General features: G+C 41.5%; 21 protein-coding genes and 4 tRNA genes. 19 read left to right on the plus strand and 6 right to left on the minus strand.

Going from position 1 to position 23,309, the window contains the following annotated elements; translation table 11 throughout:
• Positions 1-43: 43 nt before the first annotated feature.
• A tRNA-Ser gene (locus ACVS9P_RS05570) sits at positions 44-129 on the minus strand.
• A 159-nt stretch (positions 130-288) separates the two neighbouring features.
• Between ACVS9P_RS05570 and asnS the strand changes: the two genes are divergently transcribed.
• The 3 genes from asnS to secF all read left to right on the plus strand — a co-directional run bounded on the left by asnS (position 289) and on the right by secF (position 5,788).
• Positions 289-1,683 (plus strand): asparagine--tRNA ligase, encoded by a 1,395-nt coding sequence (gene asnS / locus ACVS9P_RS05575; protein WP_452104635.1) that lies wholly within the window; start codon positions 289-291, stop codon positions 1,681-1,683.
• Between the two features lie 171 nt (positions 1,684-1,854).
• Complete coding sequence (locus ACVS9P_RS05580) at positions 1,855-3,135, plus strand: aminotransferase class I/II-fold pyridoxal phosphate-dependent enzyme (protein ID WP_452104636.1); 1,281 nt, start codon at positions 1,855-1,857, stop codon at positions 3,133-3,135.
• A gap of 208 nt (positions 3,136-3,343) precedes the next feature.
• On the plus strand, positions 3,344-5,788 hold the full coding sequence (gene secF, locus ACVS9P_RS05585) for a protein translocase subunit SecF (RefSeq protein WP_452104637.1): 2,445 nt from the start codon (positions 3,344-3,346) through the stop codon (positions 5,786-5,788).
• A 59-nt stretch (positions 5,789-5,847) separates the two neighbouring features.
• Here secF and ACVS9P_RS05590 read toward each other — a convergent pair whose 3' ends face one another.
• Both ACVS9P_RS05590 and ACVS9P_RS05595 read right to left on the minus strand, forming a co-directional pair.
• The gene (locus ACVS9P_RS05590; protein WP_452104638.1) at positions 5,848-6,402 is read right to left on the minus strand and encodes a nitroreductase family protein; all 555 of its coding nucleotides are present in this window, start codon (positions 6,400-6,402) and stop codon (positions 5,848-5,850) included.
• 70 nt (positions 6,403-6,472) lie between these two features.
• Positions 6,473-7,699 (minus strand): glycosyltransferase, encoded by a 1,227-nt coding sequence (locus ACVS9P_RS05595; protein ID WP_452104639.1) that lies wholly within the window; start codon positions 7,697-7,699, stop codon positions 6,473-6,475.
• A gap of 211 nt (positions 7,700-7,910) precedes the next feature.
• On the opposite strand from ACVS9P_RS05595, the gene hprK reads away from it, so the two are divergent.
• The 7 genes from hprK to pfkA all read left to right on the plus strand — a co-directional run bounded on the left by hprK (position 7,911) and on the right by pfkA (position 17,018).
• Positions 7,911-8,876, plus strand: coding sequence for an HPr(Ser) kinase/phosphatase (gene hprK / locus ACVS9P_RS05600; protein WP_452104640.1), 966 nt, complete (start codon positions 7,911-7,913; stop codon positions 8,874-8,876).
• 20 nt (positions 8,877-8,896) lie between these two features.
• Positions 8,897-9,652, plus strand: coding sequence for a phosphatase (locus ACVS9P_RS05605; RefSeq protein ID WP_452104641.1), 756 nt, complete (start codon positions 8,897-8,899; stop codon positions 9,650-9,652).
• A complete protein-coding gene (gene murB / locus ACVS9P_RS05610; RefSeq protein WP_452104642.1) occupies positions 9,652-10,560 on the plus strand; it encodes a UDP-N-acetylmuramate dehydrogenase in 909 nt (302 codons plus the stop codon). Before ACVS9P_RS05605 ends, murB begins: the two co-directional genes overlap by 1 nt.
• A gap of 29 nt (positions 10,561-10,589) precedes the next feature.
• Positions 10,590-11,447: an RNase adapter RapZ gene (gene rapZ / locus ACVS9P_RS05615; RefSeq protein WP_452104643.1), complete on the plus strand. Its 858-nt coding sequence runs from the start codon at positions 10,590-10,592 to the stop codon at positions 11,445-11,447.
• 14 nt (positions 11,448-11,461) lie between these two features.
• Entirely contained in the window at positions 11,462-12,382 is a 921-nt protein-coding gene (whiA, locus tag ACVS9P_RS05620) for a DNA-binding protein WhiA (RefSeq protein ID WP_452104644.1), read from the plus strand.
• A gap of 25 nt (positions 12,383-12,407) precedes the next feature.
• Positions 12,408-15,926 (plus strand): DNA polymerase III subunit alpha, encoded by a 3,519-nt coding sequence (locus ACVS9P_RS05625; protein WP_452104645.1) that lies wholly within the window; start codon positions 12,408-12,410, stop codon positions 15,924-15,926.
• Between the two features lie 123 nt (positions 15,927-16,049).
• Positions 16,050-17,018 (plus strand): 6-phosphofructokinase, encoded by a 969-nt coding sequence (gene pfkA, locus ACVS9P_RS05630; protein ID WP_452104646.1) that lies wholly within the window; start codon positions 16,050-16,052, stop codon positions 17,016-17,018.
• A gap of 171 nt (positions 17,019-17,189) precedes the next feature.
• Here pfkA and ACVS9P_RS05635 read toward each other — a convergent pair.
• The 3 genes from ACVS9P_RS05635 to ACVS9P_RS05645 all read right to left on the minus strand — a co-directional run bounded on the left by ACVS9P_RS05635 (position 17,190) and on the right by ACVS9P_RS05645 (position 17,425).
• Positions 17,190-17,265 (minus strand) — tRNA-Thr (locus ACVS9P_RS05635).
• 4 nt (positions 17,266-17,269) lie between these two features.
• Positions 17,270-17,346, minus strand: a tRNA-Asp gene (locus tag ACVS9P_RS05640).
• Positions 17,347-17,349: 3 nt separating this feature from the next.
• A tRNA-Trp gene (locus ACVS9P_RS05645) sits at positions 17,350-17,425 on the minus strand.
• Positions 17,426-17,650: 225 nt separating this feature from the next.
• On the opposite strand from ACVS9P_RS05645, the gene rpsU reads away from it, so the two are divergent.
• The 9 genes from rpsU to ACVS9P_RS05690 all read left to right on the plus strand — a co-directional run bounded on the left by rpsU (position 17,651) and on the right by ACVS9P_RS05690 (position 23,287).
• Positions 17,651-17,827: a 30S ribosomal protein S21 gene (rpsU, locus tag ACVS9P_RS05650; protein ID WP_180340819.1), complete on the plus strand. Its 177-nt coding sequence runs from the start codon at positions 17,651-17,653 to the stop codon at positions 17,825-17,827.
• Between the two features lie 103 nt (positions 17,828-17,930).
• Positions 17,931-18,455, plus strand: coding sequence for a YqeG family HAD IIIA-type phosphatase (locus ACVS9P_RS05655; RefSeq protein WP_452104647.1), 525 nt, complete (start codon positions 17,931-17,933; stop codon positions 18,453-18,455).
• Between the two features lie 5 nt (positions 18,456-18,460).
• Positions 18,461-18,901: a type II 3-dehydroquinate dehydratase gene (aroQ, locus tag ACVS9P_RS05660; protein ID WP_452104648.1), complete on the plus strand. Its 441-nt coding sequence runs from the start codon at positions 18,461-18,463 to the stop codon at positions 18,899-18,901.
• An 84-nt stretch (positions 18,902-18,985) separates the two neighbouring features.
• Positions 18,986-19,543, plus strand: coding sequence for an elongation factor P (gene efp / locus ACVS9P_RS05665; RefSeq protein WP_452104649.1), 558 nt, complete (start codon positions 18,986-18,988; stop codon positions 19,541-19,543).
• Between the two features lie 52 nt (positions 19,544-19,595).
• Entirely contained in the window at positions 19,596-20,039 is a 444-nt protein-coding gene (locus tag ACVS9P_RS05670) for a CD1247 N-terminal domain-containing protein (protein ID WP_452102635.1), read from the plus strand.
• A gap of 127 nt (positions 20,040-20,166) precedes the next feature.
• Positions 20,167-20,868, plus strand: a complete 702-nt coding sequence (locus tag ACVS9P_RS05675) for a Crp/Fnr family transcriptional regulator (protein ID WP_452102636.1) — start codon at positions 20,167-20,169, stop codon at positions 20,866-20,868.
• Positions 20,869-20,896: 28 nt separating this feature from the next.
• Positions 20,897-21,910 (plus strand): ABC transporter substrate-binding protein, encoded by a 1,014-nt coding sequence (locus ACVS9P_RS05680; RefSeq protein ID WP_452102637.1) that lies wholly within the window; start codon positions 20,897-20,899, stop codon positions 21,908-21,910.
• The gene (locus tag ACVS9P_RS05685) at positions 21,885-22,664 is read left to right on the plus strand and encodes an ABC transporter permease (RefSeq protein ID WP_452102638.1); all 780 of its coding nucleotides are present in this window, start codon (positions 21,885-21,887) and stop codon (positions 22,662-22,664) included. The genes ACVS9P_RS05680 and ACVS9P_RS05685 overlap by 26 nt, the downstream gene beginning before the upstream one ends.
• The gene (locus ACVS9P_RS05690) at positions 22,661-23,287 is read left to right on the plus strand and encodes an ABC transporter ATP-binding protein (RefSeq protein ID WP_452102639.1); all 627 of its coding nucleotides are present in this window, start codon (positions 22,661-22,663) and stop codon (positions 23,285-23,287) included. The genes ACVS9P_RS05685 and ACVS9P_RS05690 overlap by 4 nt, the downstream gene beginning before the upstream one ends.
• The last annotated feature ends 22 nt before the right edge of the window (positions 23,288-23,309 follow it).

Here is a 23,309-nt window from a genome sequence, read left to right on the forward strand (position 1 = left end):
TAAAAAAGAAAAGCAATTCACAAAAATGAATTGCTTTTCTTTTTGGCGGAGAGGAAGCGACTCGAACGCTCAATGCCTTGCGGCACACCACATTTCCAATGTGGCTCCTTACCATTAGAATACCTCTCCAAATGGTAATTGCTTGTCTTTTTATTGGCGACTTTAATATTATATCGAATGTTCAAAGAAAAATCAAGTCTAATTTTTTGTTTTTTGAAGAATAATACTTGCAGAGCCGTTTTTGAAGGAATAAACTAAAAGCATTAACAATCAAATGGAGGGCTTTCAATGGAACGTACAGAAATTAGATTTTTCTATCAGAAAGCAGAATCATATCAGGATGAATCGGTCACTGTTTGCGGATGGGTTCGCACGATTCGAAGCAATAAGCATTTAGGATTTATTGAACTAAACGATGGAAGCTGTTTTAAAGGAATTCAAATTGTTTTTGAGGAAGACAAGCTTTCAAATTTTGAAGAGATTGCTAAAACAAATGTAGGAGCAGCGCTTCGGGTGATCGGGGATTTCAAGCTGACCCCACAGGCAAAGCAGCCCTTTGAGATTCATGCGTCTCAAATCTTTGTCGAGGGAACTTCTACACCGGATTATCCGTTGCAGAAAAAGCGTCATAGCCTGGAGTACCTGCGTACAATTGCACATTTGCGCCCGAGGACGAATACGTTTTCTGCAGCATTTCGGGTACGTTCCGCAGCAGCTTATGGAATTCATAAATTCTTTCAGGAAAATGGTTTTGTCTATGTGCATACGCCTTTGATTACCGGCAGCGATTGTGAAGGAGCCGGTGAAATGTTTCATGTAACGGCTCTTGATCTTAACAATCCTCCTAAAACACCGGAGGGAAATATTGACTATCGTCAGGACTTTTTTGGAAAGCATACTTCTTTGACCGTATCCGGCCAGTTGGAAGCAGAATGTATGGCATTAGCTTTTGGAAAAGTTTACACATTTGGGCCAACTTTTCGTGCTGAAAATTCTAACACAACGCGCCACGCGGCAGAATTTTGGATGATTGAACCGGAGATCGCTTTTGCAGATTTAAAAGAGGATATGGATTTGGCAGAAGCGATGATGAAATCGGTTATCAAATATGTGATGGATACTTGCCCGCAGGATTTGGAATTCTTTAATCGGTTTGTGGATACGCAGCTTTTAGATCGTCTAAAAAATGTAATTACGTCTGATTTTGTGAGAATTTCCTATAAAGACGCAGTTGATCTTTTGAAAAAGCAAAATGATCAGTTTGAATATCCGGTTTCTTGGGGAAGCGACTTGCAGACGGAACATGAACGCTATCTGACAGAGCAAATTTTTAAAAAGCCGGTTTTTGTGACTGACTATCCAAAAGAAATCAAAGCTTTTTATATGCGGCTCAATGAGGATGGAAAAACGGTTGCAGCTTCTGATTTGTTGGTACCCGGAATTGGAGAAATTATAGGGGGAAGTCAAAGGGAAGAACGCCTTGAGCTCCTTTTGGCACGGATGAAAGAGCTGCATATGCAGGAATCGGATTATGATTGGTATCTGGATTTAAGACGTTATGGCGGAGCAAAGCATGCTGGATTTGGTCTCGGATTTGAGCGGCTGATCATGTATCTTACAGGAATTCAGAACATTCGTGATGTGCTTCCTTTCCCAAGAACGGCAGGATCTGCTGAATTTTAATCTGCATTTTTTAATAGCCTAATTGCCCATATTCTTTACATTTTTTTCTCAAACTATGGTTTAACTGCAGGATTTAAATTTTTTACTTGCATTTTCGAAAGAATTATTATACAATAATTTAGGTTTTCACAAAGTTACAATAGTTAAGGAAACGATGGGAGAGATGCTTTGATGGAATTTCAGTCAATGTCTAAGCAAGAGTTATCAGAGCTTTATAACAACCTGATGGCAAAATATCAGAATTATCAAGATCAGCATTTGAATTTAAATATGGCACGCGGAAAGCCAAGCACTGCGCAGCTGGATCTTTCTATGGAGATGCTGGATCTACTGAATTCCAAATCAAACATGAAAGCTTCCAGCGGAGAGGATTGCCGCAATTACGGTGTTGCAGACGGCTTGCCCGAAATGAGGAACCTTTTTGCCAACTTGCTTGGAATGGATGATCACAATATTATTATCGGAGGAAATTCCAGCCTCAATATGATGTTTGATGCGATTTCCTGCTGTATGACGCATGGATTCCAAGGCTGCAAACCGTGGAGCCAACAGGGACATTTAAAGTTTTTGTGCCCATCACCGGGATATGACCGTCATTTTGCAATTACAGAGTATTTTGGCTTTGAATTAATTTCGATTCCGATGCTTTCTACTGGTCCTGATATGGATGAAGTGGAGAAATGGGTATCGAACGACCCCACAGTCAAAGGAATTTGGTGTGTCCCGAAATATTCGAACCCGACCGGAATTACTTATAGTGATGAAACAGTGCGCCGTTTTGCTGCGCTGAAACCTGCAGCTGATGATTTCCATATTTTTTGGGATAATGCCTATTGTGTGCATGATCTTACGGATACGCCCGACCACTTACTCAATCTTTGGCTTGAGTGCCGTAAATTGAATAGTGTCGATTTGCCTATCTTCTTTGCATCTACGAGTAAGATTACTTTTCCAGGTGCAGGTGTAGCAGCAATCGCTGCCAGCGAAAAAAATCTGGAAGTTTTTAGAAAGCATTTTTCTTATCAGACAATTGGTCCTGATAAGCTGAATCAGCTGCGTCATATTGCTTTCTTAAAAGATATTGACCATGTAAAACTACATATGAAAAAGCATCGTGCGATTCTGCAGCCTAAATTTGAAGCAGTCGAGGCTGCTTTCGATAAAGAACTCGCCGGAAAAGGAATTGCAGATTGGACCCATCCTAATGGAGGTTACTTTATCAGTCTTAATGTAATGGAAGGCTGTGCAAAAGAAGTTGTTTCTCTTTGTAAAAAAGCTGGAGTAATTTTGACAAATGCAGGAGCGACCTTCCCATATGGCAAAGATCCAGAGGACATCAACATTAGAGTGGCGCCATCATTTCCGCCGATTGAGGAACTGAAGACCGCCGCAGATTTGTTGTGTCTCTGCGTACAAATTGCAGCTTGCAAGAAATTACTAAAATCCGAATAAAATATATTTCTGTAAAAAAGAAATAACCAAAAAAAGTCGGGGACTCCAAAGGATGTCTCCGACTTTTTTAAGATGTGTATTCGAAATTGCAAAATAGAAGAATTGACTTTTTGAGAAAATTCCTATACAATAAATAATTGCTTTGTAATTTATTTTAATCTTTATGATGTAAGTCGTACAAATCAATGATGTAGGAGGATCAGGCGATATGAAACGAGTGAAAAAACCCATGTTTTTCATTGTCGCAATTCTCATCTTTCTCTTTACTTTTTCATCTGCTTTTGGCCTGTACAAATTAGATGGAGATACGTCAACAACGTACATAAAAGGTGTTGGAGATATCCGATGGGGAATTGATATTAACGGCGGTGTAGAAGCTACTTTCTCTCCGGATACGGAAGGAACGACAGCGACAAAAGAGCAGATGGATTCTGCAAAATCTGTCATTGAAACCCGTTTAATCAAAAACAATATTACGGATTATGAGCTGTATGCCGACTACAATCATGAACGGATCATTGTTCGTTTTCCATGGAAAAATGGAGAAGTTACATTCGATCCGGAAGAAGCAATCAATGAGCTTTCTGCAACAGCGCAGCTGACTTTCCGAGAAGGAAATGAATATTCCAGTCAGACTACCGATGACAATGGAAATATTGTTAAGACCGGTCCGACTGGTACAACGGCTTCCAGTATTTTGCTGCAAGGAAAAGATGTGAAATCAGCAAGTGCTGCAGTCCAAAATAATCAGTCTACGGGCAAAGAGGAATATGTGGTTTCTCTGGAATTTACGGATGAAGGTGCCCAGAAATTTGCAGATGCAACGAAAAAAATAGCAAATGAAGGATCGACCCTTTCCATCTGGATGGATGACACCATGATTTCTTATGCGAGCGTAGATAAAACTCAGTATGGAGAAACTGGTATTACTGGTGGAAAAGCCGTTATTCAAGGCTCTTTTACAGCAAAAGAAGTTTCGACACTTGCAAATCAGATCAATTCCGGTGCTTTGCCGTTTAAACTGAATACGACCAGTTTTAGTACCGTCAGTCCGGTTTTGGGAACAACTTCTCTGCAGGCAATGCTGATTGCAGGAATTATCGGTTTTGCCGGGATTTGCCTGTTTATGTTGTTTGTATTTCGTTTGCCCGGTGTTGTTGCAATTATTTCTCTATGCGGTCAGATTGCACTTTGCTTTGCGGCCGTATCGGGATACTTCCCATTTGTTAACAGCTTTACTCTGACGTTACCTGGCATTGCAGGTATTATTCTTTCCATCGGTATGGGCGTCGATGCCAATATTATTACAGCAACCCGTATTAAGGAAGAGATTTGTGCAGGGAAGAGCATAGACAATGCAATTCGTGCCGGTGATGAAAATAGTTTTTGGGCAATCTTTGATGGCAACATTACCACAATTATTGTATCTGTTATTTTGATGCTGGTTTTTGGCCCAACGAATATCCTTTCTTCTTTCTTTGGCCCAAGCACCACCGGATCGATTTATTCTTTTGGATATACATTGCTGATTGGCAACATCGGGAACTTCATCTTCGGTGTCTTTACAACCCGTACAATGACGAAGTCTCTGTCCTCCTTTAAATGCTTCCGTAAGCGTTGGTTTTTTGGCGGTCTTTCTGAGAAAAAGATGGCTGCTAATCCTGAGGCTACGGGGATTTATAAATTCCATATTGGATTTAGCGAGAATAAAAAAATTTATATTGCCCTTTCCCTTTCTTTGTTTGCAATCGGGATCATCTGTAATGTGATCTTTGGTACACAATTGGATATTCAATTTAAAGGTGGTTCCGTGATTAAATATTCCTACCAGGGAGAACTCCAGTCAAATGACATGGAGCAAGTTGCAAAAGATATTACCGGAAGAGATGCAACTGTTCGTCTTTTAGGAGATATGGCTGGAGGATCGCAGAAGAAGAGTGTTTCGATCAGCTTTGCCGGTACCGATAATATTACAGTTGATCAGCAAACGCAGATAGCACAGACTTTGAGCGAAAAGTATCCAGACTCTCAATTTACAGTCGTTGAATCCAGTTCTATCAATCCAACGATGGGAAGCGATTTCTTTAAGAAGTGTATTGTTGCATGTATTATTACGGTATTACTGCTTGTTTTCTATGTGTCTCTGCGCTTTAAAAAGATCGGCGGACTTCCTGCCGGAACAATGGCCATTGTTGCTTTGCTGCACGATGTCCTGATGATTTATTTCACATTCATTATTTTTAGAATTCCGCTTAACGATAACTTTATTGCCGTTGCTTTGACAATCCTTGGTTATTCGCTAAATGATACCATTATCATTTATGACCGTATTCGTGAGAATCGTCGGCTTCTGGGAGGGCGTGCTTCCTATTCCGAGTTAGTGGATTTGAGTACGAATCAGACTCTGACTCGTTCAATTTATACCGCTTTGTGCACGTTCTTTGCAATCACTTGTGTATTTGTGTTAGGGTCGATCTTTAATCTGCCTAGTGTCACTACATTTGCACTGCCAATGATGGTAGGTGTGATTTCCGGCTGCTATTCTTCTGTTTGTATTGCTGGGCCGCTTTATGTGGCTTGGGAAGAACATAAGAAAAAGAACAAAAAAATTGCTGCAAAAGCTACCAACACAAAACCACAGACCAAAAAATAAAATTTAAGGTTAAGATAAAACAAGGTCCAACCGCTTTTTGATCGGTTGGACCTTGTTCTTTATTTTATTGAATTTCCCCACGAGTCATAGTAAACCATAGTTTCCAAAGGCCTTCTGGGACGAGGAGCCGGACGTGCTTCTGCAGAATATCCAATCGGAATAATTCCACAGATATATTGATTTTCAGGGACTCCCAAAATTGGGCGAACATCTTTTTGATCGAACCAGCCGGTCCAGCAGGCCGCAAGGCCATCATGTTCCGCTTCCAACAAAAGATTTTCAATAGCAATGGCAGTGTCGCGGATAATTTGCTTCAATTCCGGTTCTGGACTGTTTTCATCGAGATGAAAGGGACCATCTTTTTTTCTGCAGGTAATATCTGCAGTACAGACCAACAGAACAGGTGCTTCTTTTATCCATCCTTGATTGTGATCTGCGGAAATTAAAGCATTTTTGATGGCTGTAGACCGAACAACAATAAAATTCCATGGTTGTGTATTATCCCCGGAGGGAGCAAGCCTTGCACTTTCGATTAAATCAAGGATTTGTTTGTCTGTAACATCACGGGTAAGATATTTTCGAATACTTCTTCTGGATTCAATTTCTTTTAGCATTTCCGTTCCTCCTGTTATGAAAATAAAAAAGGCCGCCGAAAAATAATTAAAAAATTCGGCAGCTTTGAGTTTAATGATTATTTTGTGGCTTTTTGGAAACATGATGAATATGCATAGAACCACTATTTGCTTTTTCTGCGCTGTGCGGGTGTTCCATTGCATTTCGATAATCTTGCACCATAATAGCGGCAAGTGCTTCACAGGTTAATCCTGCCGTGCTTCTTCTCACCAATTTTCGGAGAAGGCCTTCGCCTTCTAAGTCAAGCTGGCTTAGCATACGCAGTTTATCACCCAATTGAGAAGCATGTTCAAACAGAAATCCGTTGACACCTTCTCTTACTAGTTCAGCATTTGCACTGCTTTGTTCCAAAAGGACTGGAAGGCCGGCCGCCATTGCCTCTAGAGGAGAAGCTTTGATAGCGGCAGACTTGCTGGCACTGACAAATGCTCTGCAGCATGAAAAGCAGCGATTCAAATCATCTTTTGAAAGATCTCCTGCAAAAGTGACTTTTGAAGAAATTCCGAGCATCTTGGCGCGCTCTGTTAGAATTGCGGAATCAGGTCCGCTTCCGGCAATGATCAGGCGCAGCCGATCCTGCACCGAAACACTGGAATTCCAATATTGGAGTAGTTCATTGACACCGCAGTCGCCCATTAATCTGCCGGCAAAAACAAATGCAGTTTCGTCCGGCTGAATCTGCAGCTGCTCACGCATTTCCAAATCGATTCCATGGATCGGAGAAAAAGTCTCAAGATCGACGCAAAAAGGAGACCGATGCATTTTACAGTGAATATCAAGTTTGCGAAGAATCTCTTTTGTTTTCCCGGAAGGAACGCAAATGGTATCAGCAGCAGTGCACAGCTTTCGTAAAGTGCTGCGAGCTTTCATTTTGAGAAGACTGTCATAAACGCGATTAATGCCGGCATCTTCGGTCGTATCATAAAGATTTAAAAGAGTCAGCACAAACGGAAGCTGGTTTGTTTCGGCTACATGAAGCGCAGAAAGCCCCATATCATCTGCTGTTACCGCGTGAATAATATTAGGACGAAATGCCTCCATAATATCGTAAACAGGGGAAAGCATACTCGATTTTACAGCATAGCCATAATAATTTGAAGATACCTTTGCGGGACAAAAAACAGTATCATCTTGAGTGTAACAATCATCTGCTTCCGGATCGCAGGTAACCAGCAAAACAGTGTGTCCTGCACGGGAAAGGCTTTTTTTCAGAATTGATACATATGCAGATGCATCACTGTGCGCATTACTTGCTCCGGAAAATAATGCAATTCTCATTGGAAGTCCTCCATTTATGCTAAATGTACAAAAATTTTTTTGAATTATTTTTAAGTGCCTTCATTATAACACAATTTCTGTTTTCTTAAAAGAAAATCTTTTGGTTTTGACTTTAAACTTATCCTTCTATGCGATATAATAAATCTATTGTAAGTTTATTAGAAAATAATTTTTTTTTAGGACGTTACAATAGGAAAAGAGGGTGTTAAGATTGGCAGAAAATTTTACGGTTAGTCTTTCAAAAATCATTCAGGAAATTTCTTTGAATATTGTCAGTATGCCCTGTAATCCAGATGAGGTCTTGATTTCTTCAAAAGATGTCAATCGCCCAGGACTGGAACTCAATGGCTTTTTCAAGTATTATGATACCACTCGCATTATTATTATTGGAAATGCCGAAACTGCTTTTTTAAATGATTGTACACCGGAGCGCCGAACGGAAGTGCTAGACAAAATCTTTTCGGCTAAGCCGCCGGTCGTTATTATTGCGAGGAATCTAACTCCGGCACCGGAACTTCTTGCCGCTACAAAGCGTTATCAGATTCCGGTCTTAGAGACATCAGATACAACAAGCAGTCTTGTTGCAGCTTTAGTTGCCTATTTAAACGAAGAGTTAGCTCCTCGTGTTACGCGCCATGGAGTCTTGGTGGAAGTTTATGGAGAAGGAATCCTTTTGGTGGGAGACAGTGGCGTCGGAAAAAGTGAAACTGCAGTGGAACTGATCAAACGCGGCCATCGGTTGGTTGCAGATGATGCAGTGGAAATTCGTCGAGTTTCTGTAGAGACCTTAATTGGTCAGGCACCAGAAAATATTCGTCATTTTATTGAGCTTCGAGGAATTGGAATCATCAATGCCCGCCGTATTTTTGGTATGGGTGCTGTTAAAATGAGCGAAAAATTGGATATGATTATTAATCTGGAACTTTGGGACAATCAAAAGATCTATGACAGAATGGGTCTTGATAATGAATATACAGAGCTTTTAGGGGTTAAAGTTCCTGTACTGACTATCCCGGTAAAGCCTGGCCGAAATCTCGCTGTTATTATCGAAGTAGCAGCAATGAACAATCGTCAGAAAAAGATGGGATATAATGGGGCACAGGAATTGTTAAAACATCTTGGAATGGACCCTGATATGATGAAACAGAAGGCAACAAAATTGGATTTATCGTTTTAAATGTTGGAAAGGACGAACGAATGAAGATTATCGCTGATTTGCATACGCATACAGTCGCTTCTACGCACGCATATAGTACTTTGCAGGAAATGGTGACCGCAGCCTCTGAAATGGGGCTTTCTGCAATTGCTGTTACAGATCATGGAGTAGAGATGCCCGGCGCGCCTAAGGCCGGTACTTGGTATTTCTCTAATCTCCGATCAATTCCGCATCTTTACCATGGCATATTAGTCCTTCGCGGCCAAGAAACCAATGTACTAAACATGGAAGGGAAGATTGATCTCGAAAAAGAGGCGGAGCCATGGATGGATTGGGTTGTTGCGTCGATTCATCCACCATGCTTTCAAAGTGAAGGAAAACAGAATGATGTGACAAGTGCATGGCAGGGGATTGCAGAAAATCCTGCAGTAAACGTAATTGGTCATTGCGGAGATCCTCGTTTTCCTTTTGATTATGAAAAAATGATTCCGGTTTTTCGAGATGCAGGAAAATTAGTCGAATTGAATGAAGCTACTTTTTCTGTCCGGTCACAGTCAACTTCAAATTGTAAAAAGATTATGCAGCTATGCAAAAAATATTCAGCACCGATTGTTGTGAACAGCGATTCTCATTTTTCAGCGAATGTAGGAAAATTTCCTCAGGCTTTGGCATTACTGCAAGAATTGAATTTCCCGGAAGAGCTGATTATCAATTCGAATATAGAACGATTGAAAAAATATTTGCAGCGTTATACCCATGTCTTTGAGGACCATGCCCTATCTGAAGGAGGATTTTGATGGAAAAGCTAGAAATATTAAAACGCACGGCCCAAAATGTGGGGTGTGAAGTAATAGAAAATGAACAGATGAGTCGCCATACTACTTTTCAAATTGGCGGCCCGGTGGACTTGTTTATTACGGTTTCCAATATTATTGCATTGAAAGATGTGATCAAGGCTGCAGGAGCATTGGGAATTCCGTTGCTGCCGCTTGGAAACGGAAGCAATCTTCTGGTAAGTGATGATGGAATTCGCGGCGCGGTTTTAAATTTCAACGGAGATTTTCGGAAAATTTCTTTAGCAGATCCTGTCACCATTAATTGTGGGGCAGGAGCTACTTTGGCAAGCCTTTGTAATTTTGCACGCAAAAATTCACTGTCTGGACTTGAATTTGCATGGGGGATCCCCGGTTCTGCCGGCGGTGCTGCTTTTATGGATGCGGGGGCTTATGACGGTCAGTTGAGCGATGTGCTTTTTTCAACTACGCATGTGACCCGTTCTGGGAGGACAGGCTTCTTGATGGGAGAAGAAATGGAGCTCGGTTATCGTTCCAGTGCCTATCAAACAAATGGATGCTTGATTACTTCCCTTGTTGTGCGCTTAAAGAAAGGAAATCAGGAGCAAATTTCCATGCAGATGGAAGAACTTTTGAAGCGGAGAAAAGCAAAGCAGCCAGTGGAATTACCAAGTGCCGGGAGTACGTTTAAACGCCCTGAGGGACATTTCGCCGGGACTTTGATTGAACAATGCGGGTTAAAGGGTGCCAGAGTTGGGGGCGCTATGGTCAGTGAGAAGCATGCTGGCTTTATTGTCAATATGGGGGGCGCTACCTGCACAGATGTGCTGTCTTTAATTGAAGAAATTCAGAAAACGGTTTTGCAGCAAACTGGCATTTCTCTGGAATGTGAGGTCCGCTATCTCTCTTAGTCAAAGAAGAACACAAAGAGGAGGAAAAAATGGATTTTATTATTGTTACCGGTCTTTCAGGAGCTGGAAAATCGCGTGCGATGCATGCAATGGAAGATATCGGATTTTATTGTATCGATAACCTTCCTCCAAAACTAATTTCCCCTGTTTATGATCTGTGTATGCAGGCACAACCTCAAATTTCTCAGGTCGCAGTGGTAACGGATATCCGTGGCGGAGATATGTTTTCCAGCCTTTTTGAAGCCCTTGATAACTTAAAAAGAGAAAATAAGCCATATAAAATTCTGTTTTTGGATGCGAACGACATTGTCCTTCAGAATCGTTTTAAAGAAACTCGCCGCAAGCATCCTCTAAGTGAAGATACCCATGGAATTGAACAGGCAGTAAAATTGGAACGGGAAATTCTGCGTCCGGTACGGGAACGTGCGGATTATTTGATCGATACTTCACTTTTATCCCCAGCACAGCTCAAGCAGCGCATTGACAGCCTTTTTCTTGACAATGCTTCCAATGCGTTGAGTATCCATTGTGTTTCTTTCGGATTTAAATATGGGATGCCGACGGAAGCGGATCTGGTGTTTGATGTGCGGTGTTTGCCGAATCCCTATTATGTGGAAGAACTGCGTAATTTGAATGGACTCGATGAACCTGTTCGTGCTTATGTGATGAAGTGGGAACAAACGCAGGGATTTATTAAGCGCCTGCTCGATTTGATTGATTATATGATGCCTCTTTATTGCAATGAGGGGAAGAGTCAACTGGTCATTGCAGTAGGCTGTACCGGTGGGCATCACCGTTCAGTAGCAATTGCACAGCTGCTTTATGATCATCTGATCGCGCAGGGAATGCATGCCAGTGTGAATCATCGTGATATTCAAAAGAACTAGGAGGGAAGCAGGACGTGTCTTTTGCTTCTGCAATTAAATCAGAACTGAGCAAACAGAAAGCTTCGCGTATCTGCTGTCGTACGGCGGAATGCTATGGCATTTTACTCTTTGGTCGTTCTTTTTCATTAAATGGAATTTCGTTTACGACGGAAAGCTCTGACGCTGCACATTGTGCATCACAAATGATTGCACAAGTATCCGGAGCTATCGTTGAGATGAAAAGAATTCTTCGCCGTGCTGAACACACGGCGTTCGTTGTATCAGTGGAAGATATTGAAGATCGCCGAAAAATTCTAAATATGTTTGGTCATGATGGGAATGAGATACATTTACTTCTCAACCATGCGGTTTTGGAAAATGAATGCTGCCTGAGTGCTTTTCTGCGGGGTGCTTTTCTTTCCTGCGGAACCGGAGTCGATCCTCAGAAGGAATATCGTTTGGAGTTTGTAGTGCCGCATTTTCACCTTGCAAAAAGCTTGAGCGCCATTTTGACAGAAGTGCCTGAACTTGCTTTGCGGCCGATAATTTCCAGGCGGCAGGGAGCTTATGTTGTTTATCTGACCGGCGGAGATCGGATTTCTGATTTTCTCACTTATCTTGGGGCTGTCCAATCCTCTATGGAAGTGATGCAGGCAAAAATGTTCAAAGAGGTCCGAAATAATGTCAATCGAAAAACAAATTTTGAGACGGCCAATATTGGGAAAACAGCATCTGCCGCGGCTTTGCAGATTGAAGCAATTGAGCGCTTTTTGAATTTAGGCGGCTGGACTGCTGTTCCGGAAGAATTACGGGAACTCGCGAAAAAGCGCTATGAAAACCCGGAGCTTTCTTTACGAGAGCTTGGGCAAAGTCTAGAAACGCCGCTTTCTCGTTCCGGTGTCAATCATCGTTTGCAGAAACTGATTGAGCAATCGGAAAACTTACAAAAACATTGATCTTATAGAGTCGGAGGTACCATTTTTGTTCACTCATTTACATCTTCATACAGAATATAGTCTCTTGGATGGTGCCTGTCGGATTGAGCAGCTGCTGGATCTCGCGGCCCAAAGAGGAGATAAAGCGGTTGCCATTACAGATCATGGGGTCATGTATGGGGCTGTTAATTTTTATAAAGCCGCAAAAAAGCGTGGAATTAAACCGATTATCGGCTGTGAAGTGTATGTTGCACAGAGGACTCGTTTTGATAAAACGAATGAGCTCGATGGCCAAAGCTATCATTTGGTATTGCTGTGTGAAAACAATACAGGCTATCAGAACCTGATTGCGCTTGTCAGCCATGCGTGGATCGAGGGATTCTACAATAAGCCGCGGGTGGATCTTGAACTTTTAAAACAGCATCATGAAGGAATTATTGCGCTTTCTGCCTGCTTAGCTGGAGAAATTCCGCGTGCTTTATCTGCTGGAGACTATCAGGAAGCGAAAAAAGCGGCGTTACGGTATTCTGATATTTTCGGAGAAAATCATTTTTATCTGGAACTGCAGGATCACGGTTTGCCGGATCAGAAACGAATTAACCCATTTTTGATTCGTCTCTCGAATGAAACCGGAATCCCGCTAGTGGTGACAAATGATTGTCATTACCTTACAAAAGAAGACAGCAAAATGCACCATGTTCTTCTTTGTATTCAAACGAACCATACGATTGATGATAAAAATGGGATGGAGTTTGGCAGCGAGGAATTTTATTATAAAACGGAAGAAGAAATGCGGTCGCTTTTCCCAGATCATCCTGAGGTAGCGGATAATACCAATAAAATCGCAGAGCGATGCAATGTGACCTTTGAATTTGGAAAGACAAAACTGCCTCATTTTGATACGCCGAACGGGCAAGAGAATTTTACGTATTTTCGGGAAAAATGTTACGCAGGCCTTCATCTTCATTATGGAGAAAATCCGGCTCCCGAGATTGTGCAGCGCCTCGAATATGAATTGGACACCATTCAGAAAATGGGCTATGTGAACTATTATTTGATTGTCCATGATTTTGTTCGTCATGCAAAAGAAGTCGGAATCCCGGTGGGCCCTGGACGTGGGTCCGGTGCCGGAAGTTTAGCGGCATATTGTATTGGAATTACCGGGATCGATCCGCTGAAATACGATCTGCTGTTTGAACGCTTTTTAAATCCGGAGCGTGTCAGCATGCCGGATTTCGATATTGACTTTGCAGATGATCGTAGGTCTGAGATGATCGATTATGTCGTTCAGAAATATGGTGCAGATCATGTGGCACAAATTGTTACTTTCGGCACGATGGCTGCCAGAGGCTCCATTCGTGATGTCGGCAGGGCAATGGGAATCCCATATGCTACCGTGGATGAAGTGGCAAAGTTGGTACCAAATGATCAGAAGATGAAAAATATCACTCTGCAGAAAGCACTGGAAAGTTCTCAGAAGCTGAGAGAACGATATGAAGCAGACGAGCAGATTCATGAGCTAATTGACATGGCTCGCAAAGTCGAAGGAATGCCAAGAAATGCTTCTACTCATGCGGCAGGCGTCGTGATTACGGATCAGCCGATCGCAAAATATGTTCCGCTCGCAAAGAATGGGGATTCTGTTGTCTGTCAGTATACGATGACGACGCTGGAGGAATTGGGCCTTTTAAAAATGGATTTTCTGGGATTGCGAAATCTTTCCGTTATTCATGATGCAGTCGAAATGATTCATGTTCACAATTCCAATTTTTTAGTGAATAAAATCCCGACTGATGAGCCTAAAGTGTTTCAAATGATCAGTGCCGGCGCAACGGACGGCGTTTTTCAGTTTGAATCTTCCGGAATGCGCAGTATGATTATGCAGCTTCGGCCGGATTCTCTGGAAGATTTGATTGCTGCAATCTCTCTTTATCGCCCCGGACCTATGGAATCAATTCCGCGCTATATTGAAAATCGGCACCATCCGGAAAAGGTGACCTACCGTCATCCGCTTTTAAAACCGATTCTGCAGGTGACCTATGGTTGTATCGTTTATCAGGAACAAGTCATGCAGATCTTTCGTTCTCTTGCCGGATATAGTCTTGGACGAGCAGATATTGTGCGCCGTGCAATGAGCAAGAAAAAACATGACGTCATGCAGAAAGAACGTGAGATTTTTATCCATGGACTGGTTTCGAAAGGCGGCACAATAGAAGTGCCTGGATGTCTGCGCAATGGGGTGCCGGAAGAGACAGCTCAAGCAATTTACAGCGAGATGGAGAGCTTTGCTTCCTATGCGTTTAACAAATCTCATGCGGCAGCATATGCGTATCTTGCGTATCAGACAGCCTATTTAAAGTGCTTTTATCCAAAAGAGTATATGGCAGCGCTAATGACAAGCGTCTTGGACAATACGAATAAACTTTCTAAATATATTGCAGAATGTGACCGACTAAAAATTCGTGTTTTGCCGCCCAGAATTAATCAGAGTATGGTTGGATTTACCGTTTCGGGAAGAGATATTCGCTTTGGACTTCTTGCTGTTCGCAATCTTGGCCGTGGGTTAATAGAGACAATTATCAAAATGCGTCAAGAAAATGGGTCTTTCCTTTCCTTTTACGATTTTTGCAAAAGAACCTATGGACTCATAAATCGCCGCGCATTGGAAAGCCTGATAGAGTGCGGTGCAATGGATGATTTGGATGGAAATAGACATCAGATGGCATCAGCCGTAGAATCAGTTTTGGCCTATTTGGATTCGGATCACCGAAAAAATCTGGATGGACAGATCGGATTTTTTGATCTTGGAAAAGAAAAGAAACAGGAAGAATTTCATTTACCTAAAGTGCCTGATTATTCTGCTTCTGAAAAATTAGCTCAGGAAAAAGAAGTGACTGGAATGTATCTTTCGGGGCATCCGATGTCTCCATTTTCGGATTGCTATCGTCAGCCTGGAATCACCAAAATAGGGGAGATCATAGATGATCTTCAGGAAGAAAGCGGTCAGTATCACGATGGAGACATGGTATGGCTTCTCGGAATTATTACCCGTAAAAAATTAAAAACGACAAAGAAAAACTCTACCATCGCTTTTTTAACGTTTGAAGATCTGTATGGGTCAATTGAAGTTTTGGTGTTTTCAAAAATTTTGGAAGAGAATTTTTCTCTTCTGCAGGAAGGAATCATTTTGAAGATTTATGGAAAAATTAGTGCAAGAGAAGACGAAGCCCCAAAGCTGATCCTTGAGTCTTTGGAAAAAGTATCGGATCCGAAACAAGTCGAAACATCAGAAGAATCACCCAAAACTTCTGCCGATCTTTCTTCTAAGCATCATCCAAAACCCGGGCTTTATCTTAAAGTAGCCGGGGAAGAAGACTCAAAATGGATTCAGGCAAAAAAAGATCTGGCAATCTTTGATGGCATTGTCCCTCTTTATGTCGTGTTTCAAAAAGAGAAGAAGCTTTTCCGGGCACCTCGGTCTATGGCTGTTGACGTCAACGAACCCTTGCTTCGGGAATTACGCAAACTTCTTGGGGATGAAAATGTTGCCTTTGTGGAACAGTGATTCATTTTTCTATATAGAAGAGAGAAAAATCCATGTTTTGAGTTGTTGTATTTTTAACAACTTTATATTATAATAAACTAAAGTAAAATAAAAACCGATTAAAGCAAATAGGAGGACTACCAAATGGGAGCGAAATCAATTGCAGTTTTAACAAGCGGCGGAGACGCCCCTGGAATGAATGCAGCTGTTCGAGCAGTCGTACGTACCGGACTTTATCTGGGAATGCGTGTAATCGGTGTAAAACGTGGATATAACGGACTTCTATCCGGCGATACGGTGGAAATGAATTTGCGGAGTGTTTCGGATATTATCCATCGTGGTGGAACAATAATTTATACAGCACGCAGTCCGGAATTTAATACGCCGGAAGGTGTAAAAAAAGCGGCTGATATGTGTCACAAACTTGACATCAGCGGTGTGGTCGTTATTGGCGGCGATGGTTCTTTTCGCGGTGCAAGAGATCTGACTGGAGCTGGAATTCCTTGTATTGGTATTCCGGGAACAATTGATAATGATATTGCCTCCAGTGAATATACAATTGGCTTTGATACCGCAATGAATACGGTCGTTGAGATGGTCGATAGGCTGCGTGATACAACAGAATCTCACGATCGCTGCAGTGTTGTAGAGGTTATGGGACGCCGCTGCGGAGAACTTGCTTTGCAGTCCGGTATCGCAGTGGGTGCAACTTCCATCCTGGTCCCAGAAGTTCCTTTCGATTTTCAGCGAGATATTGTGGATCGCATGAAATTTACGCAGAAAGCCGGAAAGCGCCATTTTATTATTGTTGTTGCAGAAGGCGTCGGCGGGGTAGAAGAGTTGGGAAAGCGCATTCAAAATGAAACAGGAATTGAAACGAGAGTGACGATCCTGGGGCATGTACAGCGCGGTGGTTCTCCAACCCTGCGGGATCGTTTGGTAGCAAGCGAAATGGGATATCGTGCAGCAAAGCTACTGCACGAGGGCAATAGCAACCGTGTTGTTGTTATGCAAAATGGAAAAATTGTCGATTTGGATATTACAGAAGCTTTGAATAAAAAGCGCGAGTTTAATATGGAACTTTATAAGATTGCTCATGTGATCTCAATTTAAATTGAGATCGTTATGAAATATTCCTTCTTTCAATTCTATTTTTTGCAAAAAGGCAAGAGCGGCTTATCAAATTTTGGTAAGTCGCTCTTGCCTTTTATATCAAATTTAGTATTTTGCGGAGAAATAAGCATCAAAAAAATCCCGAAATCTATATGGATTTCGGGATTTACTTGGAGCTGCTAATGCGATTCGAACGCATGACCTCATCCTTACCAAGGATGTGCTCTGCCAACTGAGCCATAGCAGCAAAATGGCGACTCGGAACGGGATCGAACCGTCGACCTCTAGCGTGACAGGCTAGCGTTCTAACCAGCTGAACTACCGAGCCAAATGGCAGGGGCAGAAGGATTCGAACCCTCGACACGTGGTTTTGGAGACCACTGCTCTACCAGCTGAGCTATGCCCCTATCTCTGTGATGTATCGAGTGGAAATTTTCCCCCGCGACGCGAGTTTTATAATAGCACTTAATTATAAGGTTGTCAAGCAGATTTTTACAAAAAGCTCGCTTTTCGACAGAACAACAGAAACTTCTAATACAGGCTTGACATTTCCACTGAAAATCGGTATAATATTTTTCATGTAACATGATTACAAATACCCCTGCCTAGTCAGCGGATGGGAGGGAAGATAAATGGCTGAGATCCGAATTAAAGAAAATGAGTCTCTGGATAGTGCCCTCAGGCGGTTCAAAAAGCAATGCGCAAGATCCGGCGTGATTGCAGAAGTCCGGAAACGTGAGGCTTATGAGAAGCCTTCTGTTCGGCGCAAGAAAAAGTCCGAAGCAGCCCGTAAACGCAAATATCGGTAATTTTGTTCCGAATGCGTTGTAGGTTTCAGAGGTATCCAATAGAAAGCGGGCCTTTTAGGCCCGCTTTTTTATCGAAAATTTACTGGACAGAAAGGAATCCACTTTGATAGACACGAGATATTCAATCCCTACTTTGGGAGCAGATAAAGTGACGGATATTACTCCGGAGATTCTTCATAAAATGGAGGTTTCATCAATTATCCTGGATGTGGATAATACTTTATCAGCGCCCGGTAAGCAAACACCATACCCGGGAACAATTGAATGGGTTCAGAAAATGCTCAAAAACAATTTTCAAATTATCATTCTATCCAATAATTTTAAAAGACGAGTTTCGCCCTTTGCAGCCAAATATTATCTGGATTCTTTGTCATTAGGCTGTAAGCCTCTTCCTTTCAGCTATTTTGCTGCTATGAGACGTTTACATTCTTCCAGACATAATACCGTTGTAATTGGAGATCAGGTTTTTACCGATATAGTTGGTGCAAATCTTGCCGGTTTGCGATCGATTCTTTTGACGCCACAGACTCCGGAAAGTAAACGCTCGTTTGTTTATCGGCGCAGCAAGGAAAATCGAATTCGAGAGTACCTTCGAGAAAATGGCTTGTATATTTCCAATAAGGAGTGAAGAAAATGGCTAATAAAAAGAAAATTCTGTTTTTATTAGGGCCTAACTTAAATATGGTCGGCATCCGCGAAAAAGGTGTTTATGGGGAAGAGACTGCTGAAAGTATCTATCAGCAGGTAAAAGATCTTGCGGGGCAGATGGGCTATGATTTGGATATCTATCAGTCGAACCACGAAGGGGATCTGATCGATCAGATCCATGCAGCACGCGGCGTTTATAATGGCGTAATTATCAACGCTGGGGCACTGACTCATTATAGCTATGCTTTACGCGATGCAATCAGCAGCGTAAGAATTCCGTTTATTGAAACCCATATGAGCAATATCTATGCACGTGAAGAATTTCGCCATTTGAGTGTGATTGCGCCGGTTTGTGCAGGACAAATCTCTGGATTTGGAAAGACCAGCTATTTTTTGGCTCTGCAGGCTTTAAAAGATTTGATTTAACCTGCTTTTGAGGAAAAAGAGCTTGAATTTTTCACGGAAATAATATAAACTGATAAGAGTAAATAAAATAGTGGAGGAATATCTATGATTTCTGCAGGTGATTTTCGCAATGGCGTTACGTTCGAGATGGACGGCCAGGTCGTTTCGATTATTGAATTTCAGCATGTAAAGCCTGGAAAAGGCGCTGCTTTTGTCCGTACTAAAATCCGTAATGTGATTACCGGTGCCGTAACAGAGAGAACATTTAACCCGAATGATAAATATCCGACTGCTTTCATTGAGCGTAAACCGATGCAGTATCTTTATAAAGATGGAAATCTTTATTATTTTATGGACACGGAAACTTATGAGCAGATTCCGATTAATGAGGATGTTCTCGGTGATGGATTTAAGTTCGTAAAAGAAAACATGGAATGCAAAGTGCTTTCTTATAAAGGAAATGTGTTTGGTATTGAGCCGCCGAACTTTGTAGAACTTAAAATCACAAAAACAGATCCTGGCTTTAAAGGAGATACCGCCACCAATGCGACCAAACCAGCTACCTTGGAGACTGGTGCAGAAATCAAAGTTCCTTTGTTTATTAATGAAGGCGAAATGATTCGCATTGACACCCGTACGGGTGAATATATGGAGCGCGCGTAATCCAAACTATTTTTGGTAGAAAATAAATGATTTATTTAAAAGGAGGCACATCATGACAAATACGGAAAGAGTTGCTTATATTCGTGGCTTAACGGAAGGTTTGGAATTGGATGCCGATAAAAAAGAAGTCAAAGTAATTAATGCAATTATTGATTTATTGGATGATATGGCGTTGTCTATTTCCGAAGCAGAAGATAGCATGAATGATATGGCAGACCAGCTCGACGCTGTCGATGAAGATCTCGGTTCTTTGGAAGAGGATTTCTACGAAGATGACGAAGACGAAGATGATGACAGCGATGATGAGGACGATGACACCTATTATGAAGTCACTTGCCCTAATTGTAATGAAACAGTTTGTCTGACAGAGGACATCCTTTCGGACGGACATCTTGATTGCCCGAATTGTGGTACACCACTGGAATTTGAACTCGATGACAGCTGTGACTGCGGTTGCTGTGATACCAAAGATACGGACGATTCCGAAGATAAATAAGTAGGACTTTTTCTTCAAGGAGGCGCTGCAAAAGCAACGCCTCTTTTTTTGATAGACTTGACTAAATAATGGAAATTAGATATACTTTAAGTGTAATTTGTATTATAAGAGGCAAGTTGGAGGATTTATGGAACCGATTTCAAAAGAAGAAAAGGACTTTTCGCTTTTTTCAAAGGTGTTTTTTTTTGACCGTGTTGATGATAAAATTGTAAAAAATTGTTTTTACGATGATGCTTGCAGATGCTTTCAATATGGGCGTGGAGAATTGATTCATGACCCTAAAGGAGTTATTTTGGTGCTTTCAGGCGAATGGAAAGCTTTTCGCAGGATTGGAAAAGACACAAAGTTGTTTTTAAAACGATTTCAAACTGGAGATTTATTCGGAGTTGGAGCAGCTTTTCGAATAGGGGAAGAAGCTCCATCAGATTTATATGCTGATAAAGCTGGACATTTGTTGCAAATACGACGAGACTGCCTGCAGCGCTTATTTTGCGCTGAGCCCAAATCGGCTGAAAACTATATTGTTTATTTGTCTGACCGGGTTACTCATTTAACCGGACGACTTGCCGATTGTTCAAGCCGTACGGGAGAGGGCAGATTAAGTGCATGGCTTTTATCTCTTTACATACGCGCGGGTCATACTTCTCCAGTTCAACTTCCCTGTAGCCTTACCGAGCTGTCGGGACTGCTGAACATCAGTCGGGCTACTCTCTACCGTTATCTTGACGTGCTGGAAGAAAATAGAATTATCCATCGAATTGGAAGAACTATTTATTTTTTGAAAGCAGAAAAGCTTTTAGAGTTTTCGCCGGCTTCGGAACTGAATTGATCTTGATAATTGCAAGGAGAATCCAATTATGATTTGTAGAAAAAGAATTTTTGCTTTGACATCGGCTTTTCTAATATTGATTTCTGCTGCTGGATGTGGTACTACTAAAGCGAACTCTGAGGTGCCTTCTTCAGCCTCTTCACAGATAAGTGGGACAAAGGTACACGTTGCAACATTAAAAGGGCCAACCGGATTTGGGATGCTTCAAATGATGGATCAGGCTGCCTCCGAAAATTCTTCTTATGAATTTTCCGTTGATACGGCTCCTGATGAAATTGTATCTGCATTAGCTTCAGGAAACGCAGATATTGCCGCCATTCCGACAAACCTAGCAGCAACACTTTATCAAAAAACTTCTGGAAATATTCAGATGGCAGCAGTTAATACCCTGGGTGTACTTTGGCTTGTTACAAATGGGGAAACAGTTTCTTCTATTCAGGACCTTAAAGGAAAGTCGATTGAAGCTTCTGGGGAGGGTGCAATTCCTGAATATGCGTTGAATTACATTCTTCAGAAAAACGGATTAGAACCAGGGAAGGATGTTACAATTTCCTATTCTTCTGAACACAGTGAACTGGCAGCAAAAGTCATTGCCGGAAAAGTATCGATTGCAGTTTTGCCGGAACCTTTTGTCACACAAGTGCTTGCAAAAAACAGCAGCGTAAAACGTTCATTGGATTTGACCTCAGAATGGGAAAAAACCACTTCAGATGGAAGTGTCCTTTCCATGGGATGTTTGGTCGTACGCAAAGAATTTGCGGAGAAAAACCCACAAGCAGTACACGATTTCTTAAAATCATATGAAGCGAGTACACAATTTGCAAATTCTTCTCCAGCCGAAGCTGCAAAATTAGCAGAAACTTATCTGGAAATCCCTGCACAAGTTGCAGAAAAAGCAATTCCAAATTGTAATATTGTTTATATTGATGGACAGAAAATGAAAGATAGCATTCAACCGTTTTTGCAGATTTTATATAATTTTAATTCGAAATCGGTAGGAGGAGCACTTCCGCAAGATGATTTCTATTACATCGAAAACTGATTTTTGCTTCTTAAAAAAAATTTTTGCAGTTTTATTTTGGATTTTACTGTGGCAGGTAGCAGCTCAACTGATTGGACAAGAAATCCTTTTAGTATCACCTGTCTCGGTGGCAAGAAGAATTATCGAGCTGGTCGTTCAGTCGATATTTTGGCAGTCTATCACAGCTTCAATAGGATGTGTCTGTTTGGGATTCTTGTTAGGCGTTATCTGCGGTACAATTCTTGCATATCTAACAACACAATTTTCGGTGCTTGATTTTTTATTTTATCCGCTTCTAAGTGCCATAAAGGCCACTCCGGTTGCGTCTTTTATTATTTTAGCTTTGGTTTGGCTATCTGCAAATCAAGTCCCCATATTGGCATCTTTTTTGATGGTTTTGCCGATTATTTGGAGCAATCTTTCGGAAGGGATTCAGAAAATAGATCGTGATTTAGATGAGGTAACAGAAGCTTTTTCCCTTTCTAAAAGCAGAAAGCTTTTTTTGTTTTATCTTCCCTCCGTACTCCCATATTTTTCTGCGGCCTGTACAACCGCATTGGGGCTTGCTTGGAAAGCAGGCGTCGCCGCGGAGGTCCTTGCAAATGCAAAAAGATCGATTGGCGGAAATATCTATGCTTCAAAAATTTATCTTGAGACAACTGATTTATTTGCATGGACCATTGTTGTTGTGATTTTAAGTGTAATATTTGAAAAACTGATTCTTTGGAGCATGAAAAAAATACTTCAAAAATTTAATTTGCAGGGAATTTTATGAAATTATCAGTTAACCATTTAAATGTTTCTTTCGGGGAAAAAGTTGTAATTCAAGATTTAAGTATGAATTTTTCTCTAGGGAAAATCACCTGTTTGACAGGCCCTTCAGGCTGTGGAAAAACAACATTGCTGCGCGTTTTATGTGGGCTGCAAGCAGTCGGAGCAGGTATGGTCAACAATCCCTTTTCAGTAAGTTTCGCATTCCAAGAAGACCGACTTTTTCCATGGCTTTCAGCGCAGGATAATATTGTGGCTATTTTGCCGGGGAAAAGGAAAAGCACAAGGATAGAAGCGGAAAACTGGTTAAAAAGAGTTGGTTTAGAGGGAGAAGAAGAAAAATTACCTGCTTCTCTTTCAGGCGGAATGTGTCAGCGTGTTTCATTGGCTCGTGCATTAGCAGCAGACCGAGAATTGCTACTTTTAGATGAACCATTTCATGCGATGGATGCAGCCATTAAAAAGCAGTGTATGGATTTGATTCGTTCCAGCTCAAAAGGAAAGACTATTATTTTCGTGACACATGATTTAGAAGAAGCGGAGCAATTTGCTGATGAAATTTGTTTCTTTTCTGGCTCTCCATTAACGTTGGGAAAAAAGATTATAAAAAAGAGGACATATTCCTAAAAATAGGATATGTCCTCTTTTT

The organism is Caproicibacterium sp. NSD3, from assembly GCF_053613275.1.